The following is a 1888-nucleotide window of genomic DNA, read 5'->3' as shown; positions in this document are numbered from 1 at the left end:
GCGGCTGCACCTCCTCTTTGGGCACCCGGTACCAGAGGATCACCCTGACCCGCTCGTGGAGGCGGGGCTCGCGGTCGCCGTGCTGCAGCCGGTCGAGCAGCAGCTCGGCGGCGGCCTTGCCGCGTTCGGCGGAGCCGAGCGAGACGCTGCTGAGCGACGGCCAGGAGGCGGCGGCGAGGTCGGTGTCGTCCATGCCGACCACTGCCACGTCCTCGGGAACTCGCCTGCCGGCCGCCCGCAGCACATCGAGGGCGCCGAGGGCGATCAGGTCGTTCGCGCACATCAGCGCGTCCACGTCGGACACCCTGGCGAGCAGCTCCGCCACCGCGCGGGCCCCTTCGGCCCGGTAGAAGTCGCCGATCTGCACGAGGTTCTCGTCGTAGGGCAGGCCGAGCGCCAGCAGCGCGTCCCGGTAGGCGCCGCTGCGCGCCGCGCCGGGGACGGTGTCGAGCGGGCCGTTGACCAGCGCGATCCGGCGCCGCCCGAGGGCGTGCAGGTGGTCGATCGCCAGCCTGACGCCGGTGCGCGAGTCGGCGCGGACGTTGTCGACGGGCGTGCCCTCGGGCACGGACCCGATGATCACCACAGGCGCCCTGGCTGCGGAGAGCATCTGCAGGTGCTCGTCGGTGACCCGCAGCGGGCTCATGATCAGCCCGTCGACGTAGCGCTCGCCGAGGCTGTGCAGCACGTCGATCTCGTCGGCGGCGACGGCGTCCGTGGAGTGCAGGACGAGCCGGTACCCGGCGGCCTTCAGCACGGGCTGGATCTCCCGCAGCATGGCCAGGTAGGCGGGGTTGCCCACGTCGGCCATGGCGAAGGCGACCTGGTGGGTGCGGCGCGACTTGAGCGATCTCGCGACGGCGTTGCGCACGTAGCCGAGCTCGTCGGCGGCGGCCATCACCTTGCGGACGGTCTCCTGCCGGGTCGGCAGGCCGTTGAGCACCCGCGAGACCGAGGCGATCGAGACGCCCGCACGCTCGGCGATCGTAGTGATCGTGGGTCCTTCGGCCAAGGCTGTCCTTCCGTGAAGTAAACGTTTCCAGATCATCTTCTGTAAACGTTTACGATGTGCCGCACATGAAACAGGGATGTAACCTGCAGGTCAAGTAACGATCGAATAACCCCAGGTCAACACCGTGAACAGGCAAAGCGAAGCCGTCCGGGCGACCAGGGCCCGAACGGCTGCGGGACGTCTCTCCACGGGAGCGCCGGGGGTCAGGACTCGACGGGCACGCGGTCGGCTCGCGGGAGGGCGCGGATGGCGGGGGCGCCCGAGAGGGCGATGACGGCGGCCAGCGCACCCGGGATGATCAGCGCCACCGGCAGCGACGAGGCCTCCGCGACGTACCCGAGTACGGCGGGCCCCACCAGCATGCCGCTGTAGCCGAACGCGGTGACCAGCGACAGCGCGCGGCCGACCGGCCCGCCCGCCGCGCCGACGGCGCTGAAGATGACCGGCACGACCGTGGCCAGCCCGACGCCCGCCAGCGCCCAGCCGGTCCACGCGCAGACCACCCTGAGCGCCTCGCCCGTCAGGGGCGCGCCGAGCACCAGGACGTACCCGCAGGTGGCGAGGACGCCCGCGAGCTGGATCGTGCGGACCGAGCCCAGGCGGGCGCGGATGGGGTCGCCGAGCAGGCGGACGGTGGTCATCGCCACGGCGAAGATCGTGTACGCGAGCGGCGCGGCGGCCGGGTCCGTGTCGAGGATCCAGCGGGCGTGCAGCGCGGCCCAGTCGATGGCGGCGCCCTCGCTGAGGTGCCCCGCGAAGGCGGCCACAGCTGCTGGGCCGGATGGGCCTCGACGGCGCCAGGGTGCTCGACTCGCACCAGCACCAGCTGTCCGGCGGCATGCGCCAGCGGGTCGGCATCATGCTGGCCCTGGTGCT

At 72.4% G+C, this 1888-nt stretch carries 2 protein-coding genes and 1 pseudogene; 1 reads left to right on the top strand and 2 read right to left on the bottom strand.

The genetic code is table 11. From position 1 onward, the window contains the following. Both ABZ297_RS46775 and ABZ297_RS46770 read right to left on the bottom strand, forming a co-directional pair. The coding region (locus ABZ297_RS46775) for a LacI family DNA-binding transcriptional regulator (protein WP_355361072.1) at positions 1–1012 on the bottom strand (1012 nt) is incomplete at its 3' end. Positions 1013–1215: 203 nt separating this feature from the next. Beyond that, entirely contained in the window at positions 1216–1779 is a 564-nt protein-coding gene (locus tag ABZ297_RS46770; protein ID WP_355361069.1) for a hypothetical protein, read from the bottom strand. Between ABZ297_RS46770 and ABZ297_RS46765 the strand changes: the two are divergent. Then, a pseudogene (locus ABZ297_RS46765) lies at positions 1779–1888 on the top strand (ABC transporter ATP-binding protein); the annotation flags it as partial. The gene ABZ297_RS46770 and the pseudogene ABZ297_RS46765 sit on opposite strands and share 1 nt — an antisense overlap.

The organism is Nonomuraea sp. NPDC005983, from assembly GCF_040614375.1.
Taxonomy (GTDB): Bacteria; Actinomycetota; Actinomycetes; order Streptosporangiales; family Streptosporangiaceae; genus Nonomuraea.
The sequence above is the reverse complement of the archived record's forward strand: the minus strand, read 5'-3'. Positions and strand labels throughout refer to the sequence as shown.